This window comes from Trinickia sp. (assembly GCF_051953405.1).
In the GTDB taxonomy this organism is placed as follows: domain Bacteria; phylum Pseudomonadota; class Gammaproteobacteria; order Burkholderiales; family Burkholderiaceae; genus Trinickia.
The window spans coordinates 117,635-139,885 of sequence record NZ_JBQCIV010000007.1 but is presented as its reverse complement, the minus strand read 5'-3'; the positions used below and the strand labels follow the sequence as shown (position 1 = coordinate 139,885).

The window sequence follows — 22,251 nt, the reverse complement described above, 5'->3', positions numbered from 1 at the left end:
TGGGGATCAGGAAGCTATTCGCGCCGCTCGTCGCGGCGTGCGTCTCGACGGGCGCGTATGCTCAGCAGGCCGGCGACAACGTCGTGTCGCTGGGCTGGTTTCATATCGCGCCCCAAGACTCGAGCGATCCGTTGACGACTCACGTGGCACCCATGCCGATCAACGGGCCGCTCGACTTGCCGTCGGCATTCACCTCTGCGGGAACGGGGCTCAGCGTCAGCAGCGCGGACACGCTCGGGATCACCTTCAGCCACTTCTTTACCGATCACATCGCGCTCACCACGATGGGCGGCGTACCGCCCGAATTTCACATCAACGGCTTCGGTGTCATCCAGCCGCCGGGCCCCGCGGGTGCGCTCGGGCACGAAGACCTGAACGAGCCGTCGAACAACCCGATCGTCGGCAAGGTTCGTCAGTGGACGGCCGGCGCGATGCTGCAATACTTCTTCGGCAAGGCCGAGGCGAAATTTCGGCCGTTCCTTGGCGTGGGCGTCACCTATACGTGGTTCAACTCGTTTCGGCTCAACCCCTACTTCTCGCAATCGCTGAACGAGAACCTCGGCAGCGTCCTCGCCGCCGGGGCCGGCAAGCCGGGACCGACCAGCATCACGGCGAAGTCGTCTTCGTCATGGACGCCGATCTTCAATATCGGCGCGAGCTACGCGCTCACCAAGCATTGGCAACTCAATGCCTCGGTGTCCTACATGCCGCTCAAAACGTACGCCGAAACCGACATCAAAGCCGCAGACGGTACCTTGCTCGCCGTCAGCAAGGCCAAACTCAAGGCCGATCCGATCATCACGTTTCTTGCCGTTTCGTATCGGTTTTGACGAGCGAACGCCCGGCGCGAATCGTTCAACGCGCCGGCGTCGCCTGTTCGATCAGCATGTCGTAGAGCGCCCGCGCCGCCGGCGACAACTGCGCCGTCTTGCGCGTCACGAGCACGAGTGTGCGCGAGATCGACGGCTCGACGAGTTCGATCGTTCGCACCATGGGATAGGCATTCTTCTGCATCGCAAGCTTGGGGACGACGGCGGCACCTAAGCCCTCGGCGACGAGGCCGAGTGCCGTCGAGCTGCGCTGCACTTCGTAGAACGAATGCAATGCAATCCCGCTCGACTTCAACGCCCCATCGAGCAAGCCGCGGTTGCCGCTCATTTCGCCGGCAAAAATCAGCGGATAGGACCGCAACGCCTCCCAGCGCACGCGCCGCCGCTTGGCGAGCGGATGATCGTCGCGGCAAACCAGCACATAAGGATCGATGGCGAGCGGCACATTCGCGAGTTCGGGATGGCGCTCGCCCGCGATGCCGATGCCGAACTCGGCCTCTCGGCGCAGCACCGCTTGCAGCACCGACTCGGACGCGTGATCGAGAATCTTGACGCGATCGTGCGGCCTCCGAGCGGAAAACGCGCGCAGGATACGGGGCAGATACTGCACGCCCACCGTCGGCACGCAGGCGATGGATACATCGCCACGCTGGCTCAAGCCCGTTTCGCGGATTTCCGTCAGCGCATCCGACAGTTCGTTCAGCAGCCGGCGCGCTTGCGGCAGAAAGCGCCGGCCGATCTCGGTCAGCGTCGTGCGGCGCGTCGTACGTTCGAGGAGCGCGACGCCCAGATACGTCTCGAGTTTTCGCAGCCGCTGCGTGATCGCGGTTTGGGTGACGTGCAGGGTATCCGCGGCCTGCCTGAAACTGCCCCCTTCGGCGATCGCAACGAACGCCTGCACGCCCAGAGTGTCGATCTTCATCGTGAAATAAGTAAAATGAATCAATCGTGACATTAAATTCATTTTACTGATAAACGAGACAGCCGCAGAATTCGCTGCATCGACGGCTTCCCCCCCGATACACGGGCACGGCGCGCCGTCGAATCGATAAGGAGCCGCATCGTGACGACATCCCCCGATCAACGTTCGAAGCAATACGGGCAGTTCGAAGCCAAGCAATATGTGAAATTCGAGGAGGAACGCACACGGCCGGTCAAGGATTTGCTGGCCGCCGTCCCGCCCACGCCGATTCGCACGGCGATCGATCTCGGCTGCGGGCCGGGCAATTCGACCGAAGTCTTGGCCGCGCTTGCCCCGGCTGCGTCAATTCGCGGTCTCGACGTGTCGGCGGACATGGTCGAGGCGGCGCGCAAACGTCTGCCCCAGATCGATTTCGACGTGGCGGACATTACCGAGTGGGACGAGCCGGGCCCCTACGATTTGATTCTCGCGAACGCGGTATTCCAATGGATACCCGCGCACGAACCGCTGCTTCTTCAGATCGCGAGCAAGCTCGCGCCTGGCGGGCACCTAGCGATACAGATGCCGGACAATCTCGATGAGCCCTCGCACCGGCTCATGCGCGAAGTGGCGTCGGCCGGGCCTTGGGCGGAGAAACTGAAAGGCGTGGGAAGAACCCAGCGATTCGATGCAGCTCACTACTACGCATTGCTCTCACCGCTGTGCTCGCGTGTCGACGTGTGGCGCACCACCTACTACCATCCCTTGCGCGAAGGCGCGGCTGCCATCGTCGAGTGGACGAAGGGAACCGGCTTGCGGCCGTTTCTGGCGCCGCTGGACGATAGCGAGCGCGAGGAGTACCTCGCCCGCTATCGCGAGGCCTTGGCCGCGAACTACCCGGCGCTCGACGACGGCACGGTCCTGTTTCCCTTTCCGCGACTATTCATCGTGGCGACGCGCAAGTGAGCCCCCCTCAAACGCCAGCCGGTTTCCGTCGTGCCATGGTGTAGGCGTTGACGTATCGCCCATTTCGATACGCGTAGTCGACGAGTTCGCCTTCGATCGCGAACCCGTGCTTCTTATAGAGCGCGACGGCCCGGTCGTTGTCGACGAACACGGTCAGCTCGAGCCGCGTGAGATTGATCCAATTGTCGGCGAGATCGATCGCGCTACGCATCAACTGACCGCCGATGCCTTGTCCTTGGCGAGCACCCTTGACAGCCAGCGCGATGAAGCCTGCGTGTCTGCGGCGCAGGTTCGCCATCGGCTCGAGCACGATGCTTCCCACGACTTGGCCGTCGATTTCGGCCACCAGATGATAGAGCGTCGGCGCAGCGTCGCTCAATCGCTTCTTCCACGCTTCGTACGACGGAAACGGCAGTTGCAGCGTACCGGCATAGACATCGAAGTCTTCGTAGATTTGCCGCAACGGTTCCACATCGGCATCCTTGCTGCGTCTTATCGTGACATGCTCCACTATCGGCCCTCTCATTCGTGATTCATGTTTGGCGATTGGCCTCGAAACTGCCTCGAGTTCTCGCTCGAGGTATCGAGCTTAACCGTTGTTCGGCAGCCATGCACCATGGAAACCCGCCGGTATTCGCGTCGGCAAATGTACGGTCGCGATCGGCCCTGCCGCGACGTTACCCGCGTCGAGCACGACGACATCGCTCGTTGCCGTCGCTTGGCGATAGACGCAACACAACAGCCAGCCGTCGTCCTCCGAGGTGGCCCCGCGCCGAGGCACGAACACTGGCTCGCTGTTCTGGTCGCCCGGCGGCAGCGCACAGCGTTCGAACGAGCCGCCATCCCAATCGAACCGCACGATGCCTCGCATTTCGACGGTACTGGGTTGCTCTACAGCATAGAAATACCGATATGAGCGTCCCGTGCACCGCTCGTTGATTCGGGGCAGCTCGATCCCCTCGTCGGCGGCCCGATACTCCCGCACAGTTCCCGCGGCTAGATCGATCCGGTATCGCCGCAAGGTTCCGAGCGGGTTGTCCTCGAACGCTCGCCCGTCGGAGGTGAGCCGCAGAAACGAGGGATACCAAATGGCGTCGAGCACGATCGTCGTATCGTCTTCGTCATAAGCATTCACGACGTGCTGGATGAAGCATGGGGCAATCTCGAACCAGCGTATCTCGCCGCCGTGGCGCGGGATTACGCCTAGCCGCGCGCTTCGTTCGTCGTGCCAGCGCAGCGGCATCCGATGTCCTCGCTGCAGCATCGAGAAGTCGTAGCCGACATTCAAATCGAGCAAGATGCTATGCGTTTCCGTGATCGCCATATCGTGCATCATCGACGCCTCGGCCAACGGAATCTCCATATCGACGGTCGGCTCGCCCGCCTTATCGGCCACGCCGTAGCGAAGGAACGGCGGCCGCCAGCCAGCGTGGAACATCATCAATTCGCCAGTTTGCGGGTCGACCTTCGGATGCGCGGTCATGCCTTGCGCCGCGCCCCGATGCCGGCGGGCAAGCCCGACCGTGTCGAGCGTCGACGTAATCGCGAGCGGCATGCCGCCTTCAGCGAGCGCTAGCGTTTCGCCTGCGTGACGAAGCACGTTGACGTTTGGATTGGTGTCCGGCCACGCCGCCGTATTGTCCGGCGCATAAGCTTGCGCCCATCGTTGCGTTCGCAACCATCTGTTGCGATAGCTCGTTGCCTGGCCACCTGAAAACGCGATGCCGTGCAACATCGCCGCTTCGGGCCACCACGCGAGCATGCCTTCGCCCTCGAAACGCCCCGAGAGCGGGTTCGGCCCGTTGCGAACGAGTACACCCTCGAGATCATCGGGCACCGTCCCGGTCACGCGCAGCTCGCCAAGTTCGACTTCACGGGCAACCGGAGCGACGGCCCCGGCATTCAGATCGATGGTTGTCATTGGAGGTTCGATTTTCAAATGTGGAATCAGGTGGGACGGCCCCTCACCGTCGGCAAGGGTGATCGCAATTTATACCCGGGTGAAATTATTGTCAATATTACCCGGATGAAAGTATGCGGCGGCGTAGCACTGCGTTAGCCGGTGCCGTGGTCGCGACATCGGTCAAAAGACATGGCGGCTACATGGGGTTTTGTGACTTCGCGCGCGGCAACGCGGATACGGATCACAGATGTGCGTCTAATCAGGCGCAGCACCTGATCGAGCGCAAAAGACTGATGCAGTTGCGGAATGGCTACTTGGCCGGGTTGGCGGCTTCCCCGACACCCGGTCATGATGTGGTCGATCCCAAGGCAAACGGTCTGCCTTGAAACGTCGTAAACTGCAATTATATACTGCGTGATATAGTGTCGACCCCGGAACTAGTCGATGGCGAACACCTGAAAGCTGACCTCGATGCAATCACTGCTCGAGAGGGATCGACGCGGACGGCGGACATGCTGGAAGCGTTCCTGGACCAGATGGACGAAAGTGAGGAAGCGATTTGGAAGCTCACGCGTGACTACGCCGAGCAAAACTACCCTGATCCCATCTTCAACTGTCGACTGGTGCGGTCCTTTCAGGATGCTGGGTATTTCGTCTATCGGCTCCGTCCGCTGAAGGCGTTAGGGCAATTCCGAGTCCTCTACGCGTACGATGGTCGGACCGAGGAAATTCACCTTCTCGCCGCGGTACGCAAGCGGCCCGAGGGCCCTGAATTCGAGGGAGACGATAGTTACTATGAATACGAGCGCGATCACCCGATCTCAGTGCGTGTCCGAGCAGAATATGACAAGCTCGGGCTTCCGCGCTTTCACTGATGTGCCGGCTACGGCCTCCTCGGGGAGCGCCGCCCTCAGCATATTGGTCATTGGTGACGGCAGTGGCCCATTGGACGTCGCAGCTTCGCGCCGCAGGAGCGCCATTTCAGCGAAAAGAGAAGCTGAGGATCCGGCATTTCGAGAGCGTAAGCGTGCCGCTCGAGCTGCACTGATGGCCGAGATGGGCCTGGGACGCGCCCCTTCGACTCTCGCCCAAGCCCGAATGGCGAGGGGGTTGTCTCAGCATGAGTTGGCGGCTCTTACTGGATTGACGCAACCACATATCGCGAAGATCGAGGCGCGCAAGCTGGCGATCCAGCTAGCTACTGCGCGTAAGATTGCCGCTGCGCTTTCAATATCCATCGACGAGCTAGCCCCGTTGGTGCTGCCTCCGGAAGCCACGGACCAGGCTCCGAAAGCGATCATGGAGCCGCGATGAGCCGACACGCTTACTGCAGCTTCTGCGACGATGTCCGGCTGGAGGTCGGCAACAAACTGTCGATTATGGGCATCTATGGCGGAGAGCTTGTCGTTCCCGTCGCACCATTTGTCCTTGCGAGGTTGTGCTGCGTCATTGGGTTCGTCACGCCAGCGGAGAACCCGGTTTCGTCACTTTCCCTCGTTTTGAGGGCGAACGGCGCTGACATCGCCCGCGGGGAGATTCCTTCGCAGCAGTTGGTTGAAATGAGGCAACGGTCCGAAGCACTCTCTTGCACAGACGATCCCATTTCGCGCTACTCGCTCTCGTTTCCCCTTGCCGTGAACCCGTACCTCGTTTCTGAGCCTCACGTGATCAAAGCGTTTGCGATCGCCGATGGCGACGAGTTGCCGGCCGGGCGTTTATACGTGTCCGTAGGTAAGCCTCGATCCTAGACTGTCGGTTTCTAGGACAATCGACCGCCCGGTGCGGGCTTGAGCAGCGTCACATGGCCCACTCGGGCACAAGAGGGGCATGAAACGCATGAATCTGCGATCTTCACCGAGGCGCTGACGTTGGCCATGCCGGTATTCGCGTCGGCAAATGTACGGTCGCGATCGGCCGTGTCGCGACGTTACCCGCGTCGCGCGAGGCTGATCGCTCGGCGTTGCGCCGTCGATCGGTTTCGCGGCCCGCGCGCTCATCGAGCGCATCGGGCCGTGACGGCAAAGCGCTTTTATTGCCCCAGCTTGCTGTCGACGCAGCCGGTGCTGTTGCATTCGCGTTCGCGCTCTTGCAGGAACGCCTGGCGTTGCTGTGTCATTTCCACGGCGCACTCGAGGTTCACGAAGTAGCCGCTGTCTTTTTCTTCGCTGCATTGCTGATCGCGCTGCTTCAGCCATGCGAGCTGCCCGGTCTTCAGTGCGGCCTGCTGGCCCGGATTCAAGTGCGTGCGCAAACGCGAATATTGTTGGTTCAGGTCGCGATCGGCCTGCGAGAAGATATTGCTGGCGCAATACACTTGATCGAAAGCATTGCGCGGCTTCGCGCACCCTGCGGCGTGCGCGGCGAAAGGAATCAGGGTTGCAGTGAGGATAACGGCCAGCTTCTTCATTGTTTTTCCTTTTTATGGATTGGCAAAGAACAACATGGGGAAAACTTAGGTTACGGCTTTAAGGATGACAATCCACCACGCCCTGGGAGATCGCATTCGCCAGCTTCGCGATCGTGGCCGGATCCGCCAATCTCCGCTCTTCGTCGGGATTCGCGATCACGCCGGCCTCGACCAGCACCGCCGGCATGCGCGCCGTTTTCAGCACGACCAAATCGTCGAACCGGTGAATGCCCAGGCGCTTGTCGATCAACGGCCGATTTTCGCCCTTGATGGGCGTCGCGTGGTACAGCGACGGCGTTTCTCCTGCCGCGAGCAAACGCTCGCCGATGGCCTTCGCGCAAGCGAGGCTTTGTCCGTAGTGCGGATTGAGTTCCGACACGAAAATCGCATAGCCTTTGAATTCTCTGCGGCGCCCGGCGTCGATCCACGCCTGTTGGATGGAATCGTGATGAATGGAGATGAAGAAATCGGCTTTCGGTTCCGCGTTGGGCCGCTCCGCCAACGCGATCTCGCGGTCGTCCGCTCCGGTGCGGGTCACGCGCTCGCCGGCCTTTTGAAGATCGTCCGTGACGGCTTTGCTGAGATCGAGATTGTAGAGATGCTCGACACGGCCGCTTGCGCCGGTCGCCCCCGGATGGGCGGGCGTGTGCCCCGCATCCACGATAACCCACGCGGCGTGACAACTCGCCGCGCATAGAAAACTAACGACCGAGCAAGCAAATCGAGAGAGAAAGGTTCGCGGCATTCGAAAAATGGAGCAAAAAATGGGAGCCGCCATGCTCGACGGCACGATGTGCGACAGGCTGCCTTTATATTGCACGTTGGTGACGGAAAGATGTTTTGCCTTGATTCACCCAGGTCCCGATCGGTAGCAGCACCGTCGCGGCGACGCGCATTTTAACGGATCGCGGATACGGGCGGGGGCGAGTGGCCGCATGTCGCGAGCCGTCGGGCGTGGCATTGCGCGACGGCGCGAAGGCTGCTGCCGGTCACCGAACAAGTTTGGGGACAACCCCAAACTTGGGGCGCATTGCAGTTTCTGCGATCACCATTATAATGACAGTTGTTATCCGTTTTTTGCCATAACTGTCATTTTAATGCTCTTTAACTTAGCCACCGCACAGGAAGTCGCGCGCGAACTTGGGCAGCGCCTGCGGATACGGCGCCTCGCCTTGAATCAGTCGCAAATGGAGACGGCGGCGCGCGCGGGTATCTCGCTCGGGGCCCTGCGCAATTTGGAGCGAACGGGCCTCGTTACCGTCGAGGTACTGCTGCGCGTGGCGGGTACACTCGGCGTTCTCCACCAACTCGAGTCGGTTTTCGTCACTCGGCCGATGAGCATCGAACAGATGGAAGTAGCCAACCGCTCGCGCCGTCGCGCCGGCCGTCGGAAGGATGCGACATGAAGACGCTTACGATCGTGTACGCAGGCTGGGGCGAACGATTTCCCCTAGCGCGGCTGGCAGACGACGGCCGCGATCTGTTGTTTCAATACACGCCGGACGCGCTGGCCCGCGGGCTTCAACTATCGCCCTACCACCTTCAACTCTCGCGTGAGGCTTACCGCGACTTCCCCCAGCATCAACACCGCCTGCCAGGGCTAGTGAGCGACGCGCTCCCGGATGGTTGGGGCCATATTTGCGAGAAAGTTGCGCAATCTCGTCGGCTTGTCCGCACAGGTCAGTAAAACGACGGCGAGGTCGCGTCAGCAGGGCGGCGGGGCGTGCTGCGGTGGGCAATCGCACTTAAAAGTAAAACGCCGCAATAGCCTGCACGACGTTGCTCTGCGAACCCGCACCAAAGGTACTGCGCGAGCCGCCGTGGTCCGCCTCCCACTGTACGGCCAGATCGGCACGCGGCCAATGATAGCGGGCTTCGACCCAAGCGAAAAAACTATCGTCGACCAGATCGAAACGGCCCATCACGGTGGCGTCGAGGTGACGGACGATCGCATCCTGCCAACTGATATAGCTGAAAACCGATTGCTGCGTGGTCAGTTCCTGCCCGCGCGCCACTGCGTCTCGGTACGCGCCGTAGCGAGACGGATCCGTTCGCAGTGCCGCCCAAGCGGACCGGTTCGCGCTGACACCGTCGTAGTCGTATTCGAGCGTCACCGACACCTTGCCGGGAAACGTCCGCGTCAGGCCCGTCGCCAGTCGCGAATGGAAGCGATGCGCCGCGCGCGGACCGTCCGTCAGCGACCGGCTCCGTCCGCCCGCGTATTCGACGAATAGCACGGTTGCGTCGTCGAGCAGCGCGGTGGCATCCGTGCCGAACTGCGGCGGGATATCGGCGCCGCCGTAGACCAGCCATTGCGGAGCGACGCCACCGAACCAGCGTTGCGTACCCGTCAACAAGTAACGCCATTGCCGATTGGTGGCACCGAAGTCGGGGCTGAATGTCGCGTCGCTCGCATGATCGGCGAGGCGCGGAGAGATCGATGCGCTCACCGATCCATCCGCCCACAAGGCTTGGCTACGAATCATGACGCTACCCAACCGGTTCTCGCGCAGACTCGCCGGGTCGATGGACGCGACCGAACGAATGGCATCCGCCTTGAAAAAATCGGTTGGGTTAAAGCCGGATGCCACGCCACCGCGAACATTGATGCGCCCCATATCGAGCAACGCCGATGGCGTCGGTTGCCAACTGACATAAGCCTGCTTGAGCGTATCGACCGCGTTATACGTACCGTGCGCTTCTCGCCAGCCGGTATCGAGCCGATTCGAGAAAACGGCTCGCCACCCGTCGAACAAGCGACGATCGTAGGATATCGACGACGCGACCCGAGCCGTGTCGTTCAATTGGCGGGCGGCTACTTGCTGGGCTGCGCCGTAGTTTGCCGCCGCCGCTTCGAACGAGCCGCGCCAGCGGCTCGGCGCCGCAATCGGGGCTGTCGCGCCCGCCTGGTCCGCCAAACTCAATGCATCGCTATCGATGTCCGTTGCCGCATGGGCCAGCGACATCGACAACACCCCCATCGCGAGCCACGCGCCCTTCATTACTGCTCGCATCGCTCAATTCGGCTCGAAGTGCGAGAGATAGTCGTGCTGCATCCACGCATCGGGAATGGCTCTCCACGCGTAGTTCGAATAGCGCATCACCGTCACCCATCCGGGATCGAGCCCATCGATGATGACGATTTCCGTGGGGCGCTCGGCCCCCAACTCCTCTTGAAATCGGCGGAAATACGACACTTTCAATAACGTCCCGCTTTCCGCATAAAACCGGGCTTTGACCGGGCGCTTCGTCAGGCTATCGAGCCATAGATCGATCGAGTGATAGGTCGCCTCGTTCGAACGCGCGACTAAGTTCAGCTTGTAGCAATGCCTGCGTTGCCGATCGCCGTCGTCGATATCTTCTTCTGCGGCCAGCGAAGGCGCGTAATCGTGCGCCCAATTGACCGTCACGACATCGCCGTTAGCGGCTTGCCCAAGCAATCGCTGCTGCGGCGAAATCCGAACGCTGGCCTGGCTGGAAGGATCGTAGAACCATAGGTCCGAACCGTTCTTCAATAAGAGTTTGTCCAGGTCTCGCGCCGGCGCGTCGAAGTGGACGAGGCTCCGATACTGGCCACCTACGGGGTCGCTTTGGGAGTAGACGGTCAGTAGGTTTCGGTCCGTCTCCCGGCCTTGGTGGAACTCGATAAGCGTGGTCGTCAAGCTAAAGGGCTTGACCGGATTGCGAATGGCATCGCTCGCTTCCAGTAATTGCTGCGCATTCGGTGCGGCGTAAGCCGCCATCGATAAACAACACAACATCATGCCGACGAGGCGGCGCGACGCGACGAGTCTCATGGATGCTCCGAATCGAAATGAATCACGAGAAGCGCAGCGCTTCGACGATCGGCATGCGAGCCGCCCGCCGCGCCGGGAACCAAGCGGAGACGGTGGCCACGAACCAGATGCCGAGCGCATTGCGCACGATCATCGCGTTCTCGCCCCACACGCGCACCGTCAGCGCCACGCTATCGGTCTGCCCGGGCGGCATCCAATGCAATCCCGCATGATTGATGAGCGCCGCTCCACCGAGTGCGAGCAGCGTGCCGAACAGCGCGCCGCAAAGCCCGAGCAGAAAGCCCTCGCAGACGAAAATTCGACTCACCGCCGCGTCGCGCACACCGATGGCGCGAAGCGTGCCGATTTCGCGCGTGCGCTCCATCACCGCCATGTTCATCGTATTACCCACGGTAAACATCACCACCGTCGCGATCAGCAGCGCGATGAATCCGAACACCGCACCGAACATCCCTGTGATCTGCCCGTATTGAGGGTTTAGCGTGCCGAAATCGAGCACGTCGAGCGCATCGCCGCCGGGCGTGCGGCGCAGTACGGCAAGAAGCCTCTCTCGCGCGCGGCGCATATCGGCGGTATGGCGCAACTGCACGACGATCGAGGTCACCCTCGGCTGTCCTCCGCCATAAACCAGGCGCTGTGCTTGCGCGAGATGCAATTGGACAAACATGTCGTCGACCGCCTTCACGCCCTGCTTGCGAGCTGCCACAACGTGAAGGTCGGCAACGTTCGGCGCGCCGTACGCGTTCGACGTCAGCAATTGAATCTGCGCGGCCGGTGCCGCCGCCCTATCGGCATGCAGCGATAGCGCCTCGGCAGCCGCTAGTCGAACGACGTCATCGGACGCGGCAGATGGGGTAGACGCGCCAGGTATCGGCTGCGGATCGGTGCAACCGCGTACCTTCAGCGAGGCGCACAGATGCAATATGCGGGCGACGCCCGTGCCGATCACGACCGCGTTCGGGGGCGTTGACGCCAACGCCAACGGCTCGGGCTGCGTCGGAAAACCGTAGTCGTTCCACTGGCGCATCCGGCTTTGCTCGTCCACGACGATTCCGCTGCCGAACACGGTACGCGACACACCGGCCGCGAAATTGCCGGCAATACCGTTGACCGCCAGCACGGGGGTCACGACCGTGATCATCGAGCGAAGCTGCGGGTCGTCGTGCACGGCATCGACGATGCGCATGTAATCGGCGATCGCATACGACACCGGGTCGCCGCTGCCGTATAGGAAGTAGCCGCGTCGTTGAATCTGCAAATGTCCGCTGTCCCGCACGAAGCTCGTTTGCAGGCCGTAGTTGATATTGCGCGTATAGCCGCCGAAGAGCAGCACCGCTGTCAGCCCGATCACCATCGCGAGCAGTGTGGTCGAGGACCGGCGGCGATTGCGCCGTAGATTGCGAAAGGCCAGGATCCAGGTCTTCATTGCAGGACCTCCGACGGCGCCACCCGTTTCACCGAGACAATCCGTCCGTCTCGGATATCGACCACGTCGTCCGCCGACGCGACCAATTGCGGATCGTGCGACGAAAAGACGAACGACGTGGCGCGTTCGCGCTGCATCCGCCGCATCAAGCCAATGATCTGAGCCCCGGTCTCGCTATCGAGATTCGCCGTGGGTTCGTCGGCCAACACCAGTACGGGACGCGTAATCAACGCGCGCGCGATTGCCACGCGTTGTTGCTGCCCGCCGGAGAGTTCCCCGGGTAGACGGCGCGCATGCCGCGCCACGCCAACGGCATCGAGCAACGCCAGGATCTCGTCACGGCGCTTAGCTTTGGATCCGGCCAGTAACGTGAGCGGATATTCGACGTTCTCGTAAGCGCTCAGAACGGGAATCAAGTTGAACGACTGAAACACGAACCCGATATGGCGCGCACGGAAATCGGACAGCGCGCGACCTCGCAGCGTCTCGAGTTCTTGGCCGGCGACGGCCACTTTCCCGCTCGTGGCTCGGTCGATCCCCCCGAATAAGTTGAGCATGGTCGTCTTGCCGCTGCCCGACGGCCCGCGCAGAACCGTGAAGCGGTTGGCCACGATATCGACGGACGCCTCGTGCAAAGCCGATACAGCCGTCGCGCCGGCACCGTACGTCCGGGTTGCGTTTTTTAGACTGGCGGCGATCACAAGCACCCTCGTATGAATTGTCGACGGCCACACTTTGAGGGGTTCGATGGCGCCTGCCGAGTCGATGCGACGAACGGCATGCAATGCCGATGAAATGTCGACTAGCGCGATGAATGCGTGCGCAAGCGTGTCGCAGCGCGTCGCACCGGGTGGCTCGCACGCCGGTCGACTTTCGTCATGGTGGAACAGCAGGCGCGTTTGCGGCTACCATACGGGCGCACATCCACGACCTCCATGACCGCCATCGACGTCGCAAGCGAATCCAGCCCGATCCGCCAACGCCTCTTATGGCCGTGGGCCGCGTTTTGGCTGCTCATGTTCGCCGTTGCCGTGCAGCAATCGCTTTGGAGCGGTCGGCTGCAGTTCTGGCGTCCACTCGTCGAAATCGGCTCGGCCGCGCTCGTGGCGACGGGCATCGCCGCCATACAACGCCGACGCGCAAGGCAGCTCGACCGATTACTCGGCCGGCCGCTGCACTGGTTTTTCCGGCTTTGGACCTGGGTGCCCGTGCAGTTTCCCACCTACGTCGTGGCCATGTACGGCCTGCGAATCGGTGTGTACGCGCTTGCCGGAAAGCGGTACCAGCATGGACCGTGGGCTGAAGTCATTGCCTATGAAGCGACGAATTTCTTTCTTTTCTATGCGCTGTTCAGCGGCATTCATTTTGGGCTTTGTTCGTATCGAGCGTGGGCCGACGAGCGCTTGGCAGCCGAGCGCAGCGTCAGCCTCGCACGGCAGATGCAACTGTCGCAGCTCACCCACCAGTTGCAACCGCACTTCCTGTTCAACGCGCTCAATACGATCTCGTCGCTGATCCGCAGCGATCCCGATACCGCGGATAGCCTACTGACTCGCCTTGCCACGTTGTTGCGGGCCACGACCGACGCTAGCCTGCGCGTCGAGCAGTCGCTAGAAGAAGAGCTTGCCTTGCTGCGCGCCTATGCGGCGATCATGACCCAGCGCTTTGCCGACCGCGCATCGATTTCATGGGACATCGAGCCGCAAGCGCAGTCTTGTCGCGTGCCGACGCTCGGGCTTCAGCCGTTACTGGAAAACTGTTTCCGTCACTCGGTGGAACGGCGCAGCGCCGCGACGCATATCGTCGTGCGCGCCGCGTGCCGAATGGGCCGGTTACAGATCGAGATCGAAGACGACGGAGACTTGCACACCCTTCCCGACAGACGCGGCGTCGGTCTTGGCAATCTCGGGCTCCGCCTGCAATCGTTGTATGGCTCGCAAGCGCGCCTCGAGCTGAAGCTGCGTGCCGGCGGCGGCCTCTTGGTTGAAGTGAGTTTGCCGTGCGCGCACTGATCGTCGACGACGAGGCGCCCGCTCGGGCCAAGCTACGCCACATGCTCGGAGCATTTTCCGATGTGGACGTCGTCGGCGAAGCGGCCGATGGCGCAAGCGCGCTATCGTTAGCGGCCGAGCTTCGACCCGACGTGATTTTCTTGGATGTGCAGATGCCCGAAGTCGACGGCTTCGACGTGGCGGCCTCGCTGCCGGACGATGCGCCCGCGCTCGTCTTCGTCACGGCCTACGATCGGTATGCATTGAAAGCGTTCGATGCGCAAGCGGCCGACTACCTGTTGAAGCCGGTCGATCCCGAGCGCCTCGAGCGCACGGTGCAACGCCTGCGCAAGTCGGCTCTGGCTGCGATTCGCCCGAGCGTCGGGATGCCGGCGAACCTGGCGATCGTCGATCGAGGGACGACCCATATTGTGCGCTGCGCCGATATCGAGTGGCTCGAAGCCGCCGACAACTATGTCGACATTCATCTTGCAGAGCGGAGCCTGCTGTTGCGACGCACGCTCACCGCCTTGCTGCGCGACCTCGGGGCCGGCTTCGTGCGTACGCATCGCAGCTTCGCGGTGGCGGTCGATGCGGTGCAAGCGGTGAACACGAAGTCGAAAGGCGATGCTACGGTCGTGCTGCGCAGCGGCGCGCAGGTGCCGTGCAGCAGGCCATACCGTGAAGCGCTGCTGCAGGGCCTGCGTCGATAGCTAGAGAGCATCCGGCTCCCCCCGCGGCAAACCCTGTTCGTCCCATAACGATTGCTGCGCTATAGGCGTCGGCCTAGGCTGACCGGCATCGCTCACTCTCGACGACTCGGCTATGGCCACGCTACTCGCCCTGCTCAGGTACGCCAATGCGCTCGTTCTCGTTGCCTCGCTGGTCGAGGCGCTGATGCTGATCGCCCGGGATGGGCTACGCCGCTACGATTGGAAAGCTTCGGTGGTGTCCGTCGTCGATTTTCTCGTGCGCGAATATCCGCTGCGCTGGCTGTTGCCGCTCGCTTTTTGGGGCGATGTTGCCCACTGGTTCTGGCGGCATCGGCTATGGACACTGCCGATGAATCATTGGAGCGGATGGCTGGCTTGCTTTATCGGCCAAGAGTTTTGTTATTACTGGTTCCACCGCACGGCCCATCGCATGCGTTGGTTTTGGTGTACACACGCCGTGCATCACTCTCCGAATGAATTGAATCTTTCGGCGGCCTATCGGCTCGGCTGGACCGGACGACTGACGGGATCGACAGCGTTCTTCGCCGTGGCGCCGCTGTTCGGTCTACCGCCCGCGGTCGTATTCATGTTGCTTTCGCTCAATTTGCTCTATCAATTCTGGTTGCATGTGACGTGGATTCCGCGGCTGGGTCCGCTCGAATGGGTTTTCAACACGCCATCCGCGCATCGCGTCCACCATGCGTCGAACATCGAGTATCTGGACGGGAACTATGGCGGCGTGCTGATTGTGTTCGATAGGTTGTTCGGGACATATATCGCGGAAAGGAGGAGCGTTCCGTGCCGCTTCGGTCTGGTCGAGCCGATGACGAGTCATCGCTTGTTCACGGTCGAGTTCGAACACTGGGGGGCGTTATGGCGCGACCTTCGTTTGGCGAGTTCTTGGCGGGAGATCGGCGCCTACCTGATCGCGCCGCCCGGCTGGCGGCCGGATGGCGAGGGGCAGACGACGGAGGACTTGCGGCGGCGCGCCACTATTCGAAGGGAGGGCGTGGGGGATTGCGCTAACGGCATGGAATTGGACGTGACGCCTAGTACCCGAACTGCTTCAAGAACCGATCGACCGGCACGGACCACATCTTGTGCCCATAGGTGAGCAGCATGTGGCCATCGTGCCCCGGTAGAACGCCCGCGTCGACGAACTGCGCCGGTGCCCCGCTAGATTCGAATGCGTCGAACCACTCGCGAGGTACTTCTGGACCCCAGTAGAGATCGTTTTGCGCGTATAGCCAAATGCCGGGAATCGTCGTGGTTTTGCCGAATTCGGCCATCACCGCCTTCATTTGCTCAGGATCGCAGCTATGCCCGGGCGCGATCTCCGGGGCGCCCCCCGTTCCCCCCGAAAAATTGATGTAGCCGATGACGCCCGGCGGATGCGTCGCGGCGGTAGCGATCGTCGCAAAACCGCCTGCCGAGCGGCCTTCGAGCACGATGCGTTCTCTATCGGCCCAGGACTGTTCACGCACCCAGCGAATCGTAGCCAATAGGTCTTGCGATGCCGCCTTCGCCACACGTCGAAAATCGGGCACCCCGTCGCACAGGCCAGTGCGCGTAAAGTGCGCCCCCGAATTTTCGCGATCCGGACCACCCGTCTGTCCATACCCGACCCGAATCGGTGCGACGACGGCGAAGCCTTTGCCTAGCCAATACTTGACGTGCCCGTTTAGCACCGGATGCTCGAGCAAGGCACGCTCAGCACGCTGCGCGGAACGCCCATGAGAGAAGATGAGCACGGGAAACGGCCCGGCACCCGCGGGCTTGTAGACTTCGGTGTGCATGGACACATCGCCGCCGAACGTCCCCATGTCCGGCACGACGATCGACACGATCTCGGGTTGGGTGCCGACCGGCGTCGTTAGCTCCGCCGATGTCGGCGACGCTTGCGCAAGCGCATGATCAATGAACGGGTAGCACAGTGCGGCAGTCAACAACGCGGCGCCAACCGTGAGGCGAGATCGTCTTCTTATCATGTTCCCGTCGACGTGGATATGCCACGGTCCGATCATGCTAGGGCAATGCCCCTATCGAATTGCATACGATCGCCGATGGCAGTTTGCGTATCGTTGCCCCTGCGATTATAAAGCGACTATTGAATTAGCCATCAACACGCAAGGATCGACATGACGACGTTGCATATCGTCGTAGATTTGCAAACGCAAACGCTGACGCTATCGGACGAGGAAACACTTCGCCGCCGATACCCGATATCGAGCGCGAGGAACGGCGCTGGCGAACGTATGGGTAGCGGCTGCACTCCGCGCGGACGGCACGTCATACGCGCGATGATTGGGCGAGCGCTTCCGCTCGGCTCGGTTTTGGTCGGCCGCAGGCCGACAGGCGAAATCTATTCGCCGGCGTTAGCCCGCGAGCGGCCGGACAGAGACTGGATACTGTCTCGTATCATTTGGCTGAGCGGGTGCGAGCCGGGACGCAACCGATTCGGTCAAGTCGATACGATGCGCCGGTACATCTACATTCACGGTTGCCCCGATTCCGAACCGATGGGCATACCCGCCTCACTCGGCTGCATCCGAATGCGCAACGCAGACATCATCGAGCTATTCGACTTAGTCGCACCGGGCGTGCCGGTCGACATCTGGGAATAGGCGGCGCGAACAGAAGGAGTCGTCTTGGTGTGTACCGCGCCGCTGGAGTGCACGACCGCTTCGCGTGGCGGCTCGGGGTGCCGATCCAAAAATGCAGCCCGGCATGGTCCAGGTCGCTTTGAGGCGTTAGCACGCAGTGGTGTCTTTTGGCCTAGACTCGATGACTTTCCGTTCCGATACGGCGCCCCTCGATGCGATACCCAAAAGCGTTTTTCGATTTGCAAATCCGCTTCGCCGAGGCCGCGAGCCGCTTGGGCGATATCCCCCTCGAGCGGGCGTTACTGGACTATACGAATCTGTACATCCGCTTCGGCCTCGGCCGCGCGTTCGATCCGTACGACTCGATATGGCGGGACTACACGGACGGGCTGCGCCAGGCAACGGATATTTCCGACTGGACGTATCGCTTCTATTTGACCAGATGCGAACAGGCGGCATCGCCGCCCACGACGCCAAGCTTCGGCTGCTTTTCATATGTCATGCAAGACGCGCAATGCGTGCGGATCCACTTTCAGAACTGGGACCCGGTCACCGTGTCTCCGTTGAGCACTGAACGCTATCCCATCCGGCTCGCCGAACTTCGCTCGCTGTTTTGCGACGTCTTTGCGAACAACCCCGACGCGCGCCGCGTTGTTGGAACTTCGTGGCTGTACAACCTCCGCGCGTATCGTCGGTGCTTTCCTGAGGAGTACGTTGCGGGCGCCAAAGCGGAATGCCGGTTTCGCAACATGTCGCTATGGGGCCAATTTCTCGATCGTCACGGGTCGATCAAAGCGAGCAGCGCCGAAGATTTTATGCAGCGGCTAACCGCCGTGGCCGATCTACGAACGCTAGCGAGTATCTTTCCGTTGCAAGCGCTTGCCGCAGAAGCGCCGATCGCAGCGTTCTATCGGTTCTATGGAATAGCGCCTCCCAAGCCGGTCACCACGTTGCAATCGATCTAATCGACGAACCGACCCTCCCGCGCTTGGCCACCGACTAACCGGCTAACCGAACAACGAAGAACGGCCCGCACATCACCGCGGAGAACGGACATACGGCGCACCCCGCCGTATTAAAATCCTCTCCGTTCACGCCGACCGCCGAGTATCGCTTTGACCGAGTTCCAGGAGGGTTACATTCTGACGCGCCATTGGCGCGATCTCGGCACGCATACCGAGGTGGAATTTTGGCTGTCGACGCAGGCCGGGCCACGGCTCTTGCGCTTGCGGAACGCGCCGTCCGTTGCGTTCATCCCCGCGAATCAAGCAACTCACGCCGAGCAAATCCTAAAGGGCGACGCACGCGCCGAGCTTCGCCCACTCTCGCTCAAAGATTTTCGCGGGCGCCCGGTCTTCGGCCTATACACGCAGCAATATCGCTCGCTAGTCGGTCTGGCCAAGCGCATGACACAAGCGGGCGTCGATGTCTACGAAGCAGACGTCCAGCCGCCCGATCGCTACATGATGGAGCGATTCATCACGGCGCCGGTGCTCTTTCGCGGCCAAGCCGACGAGCAAGGCCGGTTACTCGACGGCGAGATGAGGCCCGGAACGCAATATCGCCCGCACCTTAACCTGGTTTCGCTCGACATCGAAACCAGCGCACGTGGCGAACTTTATTCGATCGCGCTCGAAGGTTGCGGACAGCGCCAGGTCTTCATGCTCGCCCCGGAAAACGGCAACCCAACGGGCCTCGATTTCCAGCTCGAATATTGCAACGATCGTGCGCAGATGGTCGAGCGTCTCAACGCCTGGATCGCAAAGTACGACCCGGACGCCATCATCGGCTGGAACCTCGTTCAATTCGACTTGCGCATACTGCGCGAGCACGCCGAACAATACGGCGTCCCGTTGCGCTTAGGGCGAGGCGGTGCGCCGATGGAATGGCGCGAACACGGTGCACGGGCGCAGCACTACTTTGCCGCGGCGGCCGGCCGCCTCATCATCGACGGGATCGAAGCGCTGCGCTCGGCCACTTGGAGTTTCCCCTCCTTCAGCCTCGAATACGTCGCTCAGGCGTTGCTGGGCGAGGGCAAATCGATCGACAACCCCTACCAGCGCATGGACGAGATCCAACGCCGGTTCGACGAAGATAAACCCGCCCTCGCGCGCTACAACTTAAAGGATTGCGAACTCGTCACGCGTATCTTCGAGAAGACGGACCTCATAGCCTTTTTGCTCGAACGCGCCGCGGTAACAGGATTGCCCGTAGATCGCAGCGGCGGATCGGTGGCGGCCTTCACACATCTATATCTCCCGCGAATGCATCGCCTCGGTTACGTCGCACCGAATCTCGGCGACGTCTCGGGCGAGAACAGCCCGGGCGGCTTCGTCATGGATTCGCGGCCCGGCCTTTACGACTCGGTCCTCGTACTGGACTACAAAAGCCTCTATCCATCGATCATCCGTACCTTTCTGATCGATCCGGTCGGATTGATCGAGGGTTTGTCCGATCCGGCCGACGAGAAATCCATACCGGGCTTTCTAGGAGCGAGGTTTTCCCGAGACAAGCACTGCCTTCCGGAGATCGTGCGCCAGGTCTGGGAGAACCGCGATCGCGCCAAGCGTCAACAGAACGCCCCGCTCTCGCAAGCCCTAAAAATCATCATGAACGCATTTTACGGCGTGCTTGGCTCGACCGGCTGCCGCTTTTTCGATCCGCGGCTAGCCTCGTCGATTACGATGCGCGGCCACGAAATCATGCGTAAAACGCGCGAACTCATCGAAGCGCAAGGCTACGATGTGATTTACGGCGACACCGATTCGACGTTCGTCTGGCTGCGACAGCCCTACACCGAGCAGGATGCGGCACGGACCGGGCAGGCACTCGTCGAACATGTCAATGCATGGTGGAAGACAGAGCTGAGCGTTCGCTATGGGCTCGAGAGTGCGCTCGAGCTGCAATACGAACGTCACTACTCGCGCTTTCTCATGCCGACCGTGCGCGGCGCGGAAGAAGGGAGCAAGAAGCGTTATGCGGGACTGACGCTCGCCAAGAACGGCAACGAGGAAGTCGTATTCAAGGGACTCGAAACCGTCCGCACGGATTGGACACCGCTTGCGCAGCAGTTCCAGCGCGAACTCTATCGCCGCGTATTCAAACGCGAACCGTATGCCGACTACGTACGCGATTACGTTCGGCAGACGTTGAACGGCGAATTCGACGAGCAACTGATCTACCGCAAACGTCTGCGACGCCCGCTACACGAGTATCAGGCCAACGTGCCGCCGCACGTGCGCGCCGCGCGAGTAGCCGACGAATTCAATCGCGCGAAGGGACGCCCGCTCCAATACCAGAACGGCGGATGGATCAGCTACGTCATGACCGTCGCCGGCCCCCAGCCGCTGGAAACGCTGGCGGCACCGATCGATTACGGGTTCTACGTCGAACGTCAGCTGCAACCCGTTGCCGATGCGATCCTCGTGTTCATGGGCATCGACTTCGAAACCGTCATGTCCGGTCAGGCGCGGCTTTTCTGACCGCCACGCGGCCTCGGGCATCTCCGGGGCTTCCCCGGGCAGTCTCAAGCCGCCTCGCGCGCTTGCGCGATCCTTTGCGGTGCCTCCGGCCGCGAGTACATGCGTTCTAGGTACGCCTGCATGCGCGGGAATGCGTCGATCAATCGAACTTCGTTGGCCCAATCGATCAGGAAAGCCGTGACGCAATCGGCCGCCGTGAGGGCGTCGCCGACAATGAAGCGACGGCCATCGAGATGCGATTCGAGCACCTTGGCCATCGTCTCGAAATCTTCTTTGGCCAGCTCGATATCGGCGGCAATGCGCTTCTCCGGGGGATAAAGGAAAGAGTGTCGCGTGATTCTCCAAAGCGGCTGCTCGAGTTCGGTCACAGCGAACATCACCCAGCGAAACACCTGCGCGCGCTGGTCTAGATCGGCGGGCATCAAAGCCTTCTGCGGATATTTTTCCGCGAGATACAGCACGATCGCCGCCGATTCGGGAATGACACGATCGCCGTCGATCAGAACGGGGATTTTTCCCGCGGGGTTCAAGCGCATAAATTCGGGCCGTTTCTGCTCCCCTTGAAGTAGGTTGACCGATATGTATTCAAAGTCGGCATCGACCTCTTTGAGCCCCCAAAGGGCGCGCTGCGAACGGGTTCCGGCAAATCCATACAGTTTCATGACGTTCTCCCAATCCTCGAAGAATTCGCTCGCCCGTGCAACGAGCCGATATCGCTCGCCATCGAGCCTTGACAGGATAGGTTGATATCAACATAATTTCAACATGCCTCGCTCGAAAAATCTTCCTTTCGAAACCACGTTGCTGGTGCGCGATTGCTGTCTGTGTCTGCACATGCAACGGGCGGCGCGCAACCTCGCGCGGCTATTCGACGATGTCTTGCGTCCGCTGAATCTCACGAACGGGCAGTTTTCGTTGCTGATGTCCCTCAATCGGCCGCATCCGCCGGCCATGAAGGACGTCGCGTCGTTGCTGGCAATGGACCGCACCACCCTTACGGCTGCCCTCAAGCCGCTCGAGAAGCGAGGCTTGGTCGTCATCGAGCAGGATCCGGCGGATAAGCGCAGTCGTCTACTGAGCCTCACGCCCGCCGGCCACCGGTTGCTCGCCGAAGCGTTCCCTTTATGGCAACAAATGCATGCGGAAATCGAGAAGCCATTCGCGCCGGAGGAGATGGACCAGTTGCGCCGTCAGCTACGCGCACTTTCGTAGTTTTCGGCCCTATCGAGCAA

At 61.3% G+C, this 22,251-nt stretch carries 25 protein-coding genes; 14 read left to right on the top strand and 11 right to left on the bottom strand.

Annotation, left to right across the window (positions count from 1 at the left end; genetic code table 11):
* Positions 1-5 precede the first annotated feature (5 nt).
* Positions 6-830, top strand: a complete 825-nt coding sequence (locus tag ACTHN9_RS01810) for an OmpW/AlkL family protein (protein WP_440535061.1) — start codon at positions 6-8, stop codon at positions 828-830.
* Positions 831-855: 25 nt separating this feature from the next.
* On the opposite strand, the gene ACTHN9_RS01805 is transcribed toward ACTHN9_RS01810, so the two are convergent.
* Positions 856-1,752, bottom strand: a complete 897-nt coding sequence (locus tag ACTHN9_RS01805; protein ID WP_440535039.1) for a LysR substrate-binding domain-containing protein — start codon at positions 1,750-1,752, stop codon at positions 856-858.
* A 141-nt stretch (positions 1,753-1,893) separates the two neighbouring features.
* Between ACTHN9_RS01805 and tam the strand changes: the two genes are divergently transcribed.
* Positions 1,894-2,697 carry a trans-aconitate 2-methyltransferase gene (gene tam, locus ACTHN9_RS01800; protein ID WP_440535038.1) on the top strand — a complete coding sequence of 268 codons (804 nt, stop codon included), beginning with the start codon at positions 1,894-1,896 and terminating at the stop codon, positions 2,695-2,697.
* Positions 2,698-2,704: 7 nt separating this feature from the next.
* On the opposite strand, the gene ACTHN9_RS01795 is transcribed toward tam, so the two are convergent.
* Both ACTHN9_RS01795 and ACTHN9_RS01790 read right to left on the bottom strand, forming a co-directional pair.
* The gene (locus ACTHN9_RS01795) at positions 2,705-3,223 is read right to left on the bottom strand and encodes a GNAT family N-acetyltransferase (protein WP_440535037.1); all 519 of its coding nucleotides are present in this window, start codon (positions 3,221-3,223) and stop codon (positions 2,705-2,707) included.
* A 63-nt stretch (positions 3,224-3,286) separates the two neighbouring features.
* Complete coding sequence (locus ACTHN9_RS01790) at positions 3,287-4,618, bottom strand: carotenoid oxygenase family protein (RefSeq protein ID WP_440535036.1); 1,332 nt, start codon at positions 4,616-4,618, stop codon at positions 3,287-3,289.
* A gap of 494 nt (positions 4,619-5,112) precedes the next feature.
* Here ACTHN9_RS01790 and ACTHN9_RS01785 point away from each other — a divergent pair, with 494 nt between their 5' ends.
* The 3 genes from ACTHN9_RS01785 to ACTHN9_RS01775 are packed head-to-tail and all read left to right on the top strand — an operon-like array spanning position 5,113 to position 6,348.
* Complete coding sequence (locus ACTHN9_RS01785) at positions 5,113-5,475, top strand: hypothetical protein (protein ID WP_440535035.1); 363 nt, start codon at positions 5,113-5,115, stop codon at positions 5,473-5,475.
* Positions 5,396-5,914: a helix-turn-helix domain-containing protein gene (locus ACTHN9_RS01780; protein WP_440535034.1), complete on the top strand. Its 519-nt coding sequence runs from the start codon at positions 5,396-5,398 to the stop codon at positions 5,912-5,914. Before ACTHN9_RS01785 ends, ACTHN9_RS01780 begins: the two co-directional genes overlap by 80 nt.
* Positions 5,911-6,348, top strand: a complete 438-nt coding sequence (locus ACTHN9_RS01775; RefSeq protein ID WP_440535033.1) for a hypothetical protein — start codon at positions 5,911-5,913, stop codon at positions 6,346-6,348. The genes ACTHN9_RS01780 and ACTHN9_RS01775 overlap by 4 nt, the downstream gene beginning before the upstream one ends.
* A 281-nt stretch (positions 6,349-6,629) precedes the next feature.
* Here the strand turns inward: ACTHN9_RS01775 and ACTHN9_RS01770 are convergent, their stop codons facing one another.
* Together ACTHN9_RS01770 and ACTHN9_RS01765 are read right to left on the bottom strand one after the other, a co-directional pair.
* Positions 6,630-7,007: a lysozyme inhibitor LprI family protein gene (locus ACTHN9_RS01770; RefSeq protein ID WP_440535032.1), complete on the bottom strand. Its 378-nt coding sequence runs from the start codon at positions 7,005-7,007 to the stop codon at positions 6,630-6,632.
* A gap of 58 nt (positions 7,008-7,065) precedes the next feature.
* Entirely contained in the window at positions 7,066-7,752 is a 687-nt protein-coding gene (locus tag ACTHN9_RS01765) for an N-acetylmuramoyl-L-alanine amidase family protein (protein WP_440535031.1), read from the bottom strand.
* A 190-nt stretch (positions 7,753-7,942) separates the two neighbouring features.
* On the opposite strand from ACTHN9_RS01765, the gene ACTHN9_RS01760 reads away from it, so the two are divergent.
* Positions 7,943-8,413: a helix-turn-helix domain-containing protein gene (locus tag ACTHN9_RS01760; RefSeq protein WP_440535030.1), complete on the top strand. Its 471-nt coding sequence runs from the start codon at positions 7,943-7,945 to the stop codon at positions 8,411-8,413.
* On the top strand, positions 8,410-8,694 hold the full coding sequence (locus ACTHN9_RS01755; RefSeq protein ID WP_440535029.1) for a HipA N-terminal domain-containing protein: 285 nt from the start codon (positions 8,410-8,412) through the stop codon (positions 8,692-8,694). Before ACTHN9_RS01760 ends, ACTHN9_RS01755 begins: the two co-directional genes overlap by 4 nt.
* Before the next feature lie 58 nt (positions 8,695-8,752).
* Here ACTHN9_RS01755 and ACTHN9_RS01750 read toward each other — a convergent pair whose 3' ends face one another.
* The 4 genes from ACTHN9_RS01750 to ACTHN9_RS01735 are packed head-to-tail and all read right to left on the bottom strand — an operon-like array spanning position 8,753 to position 12,931.
* On the bottom strand, positions 8,753-10,021 hold the full coding sequence (locus ACTHN9_RS01750; protein WP_440535028.1) for a hypothetical protein: 1,269 nt from the start codon (positions 10,019-10,021) through the stop codon (positions 8,753-8,755).
* A 3-nt stretch (positions 10,022-10,024) separates the two neighbouring features.
* Positions 10,025-10,804, bottom strand: a complete 780-nt coding sequence (locus ACTHN9_RS01745; RefSeq protein ID WP_440535027.1) for an outer membrane lipoprotein-sorting protein — start codon at positions 10,802-10,804, stop codon at positions 10,025-10,027.
* A 22-nt stretch (positions 10,805-10,826) separates the two neighbouring features.
* Positions 10,827-12,230, bottom strand: a complete 1,404-nt coding sequence (locus ACTHN9_RS01740; RefSeq protein WP_440535026.1) for an ABC transporter permease — start codon at positions 12,228-12,230, stop codon at positions 10,827-10,829.
* Entirely contained in the window at positions 12,227-12,931 is a 705-nt protein-coding gene (locus ACTHN9_RS01735) for an ABC transporter ATP-binding protein (RefSeq protein WP_440535025.1), read from the bottom strand. Before ACTHN9_RS01735 ends, ACTHN9_RS01740 begins: the two co-directional genes overlap by 4 nt.
* Positions 12,932-13,165: 234 nt before the next feature.
* On the opposite strand from ACTHN9_RS01735, the gene ACTHN9_RS01730 reads away from it, so the two are divergent.
* The 3 genes from ACTHN9_RS01730 to ACTHN9_RS01720 all read left to right on the top strand — a co-directional run bounded on the left by ACTHN9_RS01730 (position 13,166) and on the right by ACTHN9_RS01720 (position 16,048).
* Entirely contained in the window at positions 13,166-14,242 is a 1,077-nt protein-coding gene (locus tag ACTHN9_RS01730) for a sensor histidine kinase (RefSeq protein WP_440535024.1), read from the top strand.
* Complete coding sequence (locus ACTHN9_RS01725) at positions 14,230-14,934, top strand: LytR/AlgR family response regulator transcription factor (protein WP_440535023.1); 705 nt, start codon at positions 14,230-14,232, stop codon at positions 14,932-14,934. The genes ACTHN9_RS01730 and ACTHN9_RS01725 overlap by 13 nt, the downstream gene beginning before the upstream one ends.
* A gap of 112 nt (positions 14,935-15,046) precedes the next feature.
* A complete protein-coding gene (locus ACTHN9_RS01720; RefSeq protein ID WP_440535022.1) occupies positions 15,047-16,048 on the top strand; it encodes a sterol desaturase family protein in 1,002 nt (333 codons plus the stop codon).
* Here the strand turns inward: ACTHN9_RS01720 and ACTHN9_RS01715 are convergent.
* Entirely contained in the window at positions 15,984-16,922 is a 939-nt protein-coding gene (locus tag ACTHN9_RS01715) for an alpha/beta hydrolase family protein (RefSeq protein ID WP_440535021.1), read from the bottom strand. The two genes, ACTHN9_RS01720 and ACTHN9_RS01715, sit on opposite strands and share 65 nt — an antisense overlap.
* A gap of 150 nt (positions 16,923-17,072) precedes the next feature.
* On the opposite strand from ACTHN9_RS01715, the gene ACTHN9_RS01710 reads away from it, so the two are divergent.
* The 3 genes from ACTHN9_RS01710 (at position 17,073) to ACTHN9_RS01700 (ending at position 21,019) form a co-directional block, all read left to right on the top strand.
* Positions 17,073-17,558: a L,D-transpeptidase family protein gene (locus ACTHN9_RS01710; RefSeq protein ID WP_440535020.1), complete on the top strand. Its 486-nt coding sequence runs from the start codon at positions 17,073-17,075 to the stop codon at positions 17,556-17,558.
* Positions 17,559-17,749: 191 nt separating this feature from the next.
* Positions 17,750-18,502: a hypothetical protein gene (locus ACTHN9_RS01705; protein WP_440535019.1), complete on the top strand. Its 753-nt coding sequence runs from the start codon at positions 17,750-17,752 to the stop codon at positions 18,500-18,502.
* 150 nt (positions 18,503-18,652) lie between these two features.
* Entirely contained in the window at positions 18,653-21,019 is a 2,367-nt protein-coding gene (locus tag ACTHN9_RS01700) for a DNA polymerase II (protein WP_440535018.1), read from the top strand.
* Between the two features lie 44 nt (positions 21,020-21,063).
* Here the strand turns inward: ACTHN9_RS01700 and ACTHN9_RS01695 are convergent, their stop codons facing one another.
* Entirely contained in the window at positions 21,064-21,681 is a 618-nt protein-coding gene (locus ACTHN9_RS01695) for a glutathione S-transferase family protein (RefSeq protein ID WP_440535017.1), read from the bottom strand.
* A 103-nt stretch (positions 21,682-21,784) separates the two neighbouring features.
* Here ACTHN9_RS01695 and ACTHN9_RS01690 point away from each other — a divergent pair, with 103 nt between their 5' ends.
* Positions 21,785-22,231 (top strand): MarR family winged helix-turn-helix transcriptional regulator, encoded by a 447-nt coding sequence (locus ACTHN9_RS01690; RefSeq protein WP_440535016.1) that lies wholly within the window; start codon positions 21,785-21,787, stop codon positions 22,229-22,231.
* Positions 22,232-22,251: the final 20 nt, after the last annotated feature.

Coding starts and splice junctions, on each gene's coding strand:
- ACTHN9_RS01720 (WP_440535022.1), top strand. CDS start 15,047: ATGGCCACGCTACTCGCCCTGCTCAGGTACGCCAATGCGCTCGTTCTC.
- ACTHN9_RS01705 (WP_440535019.1), top strand. CDS start 17,750: ATGCGATACCCAAAAGCGTTTTTCGATTTGCAAATCCGCTTCGCCGAG.
- ACTHN9_RS01755 (WP_440535029.1), top strand. CDS start 8,410: ATGAAGACGCTTACGATCGTGTACGCAGGCTGGGGCGAACGATTTCCC.
- ACTHN9_RS01795 (WP_440535037.1), bottom strand. CDS start 3,223: ATGAGAGGGCCGATAGTGGAGCATGTCACGATAAGACGCAGCAAGGAT.
- ACTHN9_RS01750 (WP_440535028.1), bottom strand. CDS start 10,021: ATGCGAGCAGTAATGAAGGGCGCGTGGCTCGCGATGGGGGTGTTGTCG.
- ACTHN9_RS01760 (WP_440535030.1), top strand. CDS start 7,943: ATGTCGCGAGCCGTCGGGCGTGGCATTGCGCGACGGCGCGAAGGCTGC.
- ACTHN9_RS01770 (WP_440535032.1), bottom strand. CDS start 7,007: ATGAAGAAGCTGGCCGTTATCCTCACTGCAACCCTGATTCCTTTCGCC.
- ACTHN9_RS01765 (WP_440535031.1), bottom strand. CDS start 7,752: ATGCCGCGAACCTTTCTCTCTCGATTTGCTTGCTCGGTCGTTAGTTTT.
- ACTHN9_RS01715 (WP_440535021.1), bottom strand. CDS start 16,922: ATGATAAGAAGACGATCTCGCCTCACGGTTGGCGCCGCGTTGTTGACT.
- ACTHN9_RS01730 (WP_440535024.1), top strand. CDS start 13,166: ATGACCGCCATCGACGTCGCAAGCGAATCCAGCCCGATCCGCCAACGC.
- ACTHN9_RS01780 (WP_440535034.1), top strand. CDS start 5,396: ATGAATACGAGCGCGATCACCCGATCTCAGTGCGTGTCCGAGCAGAAT.
- ACTHN9_RS01740 (WP_440535026.1), bottom strand. CDS start 12,230: ATGAAGACCTGGATCCTGGCCTTTCGCAATCTACGGCGCAATCGCCGC.
- ACTHN9_RS01790 (WP_440535036.1), bottom strand. CDS start 4,618: ATGACAACCATCGATCTGAATGCCGGGGCCGTCGCTCCGGTTGCCCGT.
- ACTHN9_RS01805 (WP_440535039.1), bottom strand. CDS start 1,752: ATGAAGATCGACACTCTGGGCGTGCAGGCGTTCGTTGCGATCGCCGAA.
- ACTHN9_RS01695 (WP_440535017.1), bottom strand. CDS start 21,681: ATGAAACTGTATGGATTTGCCGGAACCCGTTCGCAGCGCGCCCTTTGG.
- ACTHN9_RS01710 (WP_440535020.1), top strand. CDS start 17,073: ATGACGACGTTGCATATCGTCGTAGATTTGCAAACGCAAACGCTGACG.
- ACTHN9_RS01745 (WP_440535027.1), bottom strand. CDS start 10,804: ATGAGACTCGTCGCGTCGCGCCGCCTCGTCGGCATGATGTTGTGTTGT.
- ACTHN9_RS01775 (WP_440535033.1), top strand. CDS start 5,911: ATGAGCCGACACGCTTACTGCAGCTTCTGCGACGATGTCCGGCTGGAG.
- ACTHN9_RS01785 (WP_440535035.1), top strand. CDS start 5,113: ATGCTGGAAGCGTTCCTGGACCAGATGGACGAAAGTGAGGAAGCGATT.
- ACTHN9_RS01690 (WP_440535016.1), top strand. CDS start 21,785: ATGCCTCGCTCGAAAAATCTTCCTTTCGAAACCACGTTGCTGGTGCGC.